This is a genomic window from Shewanella electrica (assembly GCF_022321485.1).
GTDB classification, from domain to species: Bacteria; Pseudomonadota; Gammaproteobacteria; order Enterobacterales; family Shewanellaceae; genus Shewanella; species Shewanella electrica.
This window is the reverse complement of record NZ_JAKOGG010000101.1, coordinates 1-336: the sequence shown is the minus strand read 5'-3', so window position 1 is coordinate 336 and position 336 is coordinate 1. Positions and strand designations below refer to the sequence as shown.

At 51.5% G+C, this 336-nt stretch carries 1 protein-coding gene; it reads right to left on the bottom strand.

Translation table 11 applies throughout. From position 1 onward, the window contains the following. Positions 1-270 (bottom strand): SUI1 family translation initiation factor (locus tag L9G74_RS23950; protein ID WP_238898540.1); only part of this gene is annotated, 270 nt, incomplete at its 3' end. Positions 271-336: the final 66 nt, after the last annotated feature.

Here is a 336-nt window from a genome sequence, read left to right as displayed (position 1 = left end):
CTTGCGCTGGTCGCCTTGGAGTTGGATAATCTTGCCAAGCTCCTTGTCCTGCACCACAGTCCCGTTGCAGCAGAAGTCCTTCTTGAGGTCCTTGAGGATCTTCTCGTAGCTGAACTCCTTCTTCAGCCCTTGCACTGTGGTCAGACTCTTCTTCCCATTCCTCTGCTGAATTCGAATATGCACATACTCCTTTGCTCCGGGGGCATCCGATTCTCTCGCCTCGGCAAACGGGTCGAATGGGGTGGGGACCTGGATTTCCAAATCAACCATGTACTTTGCTTGTTGGAGACTTGGGAACAAGTAACACGGATAGCTTCTGCAGGAAGAGAAAGAAAG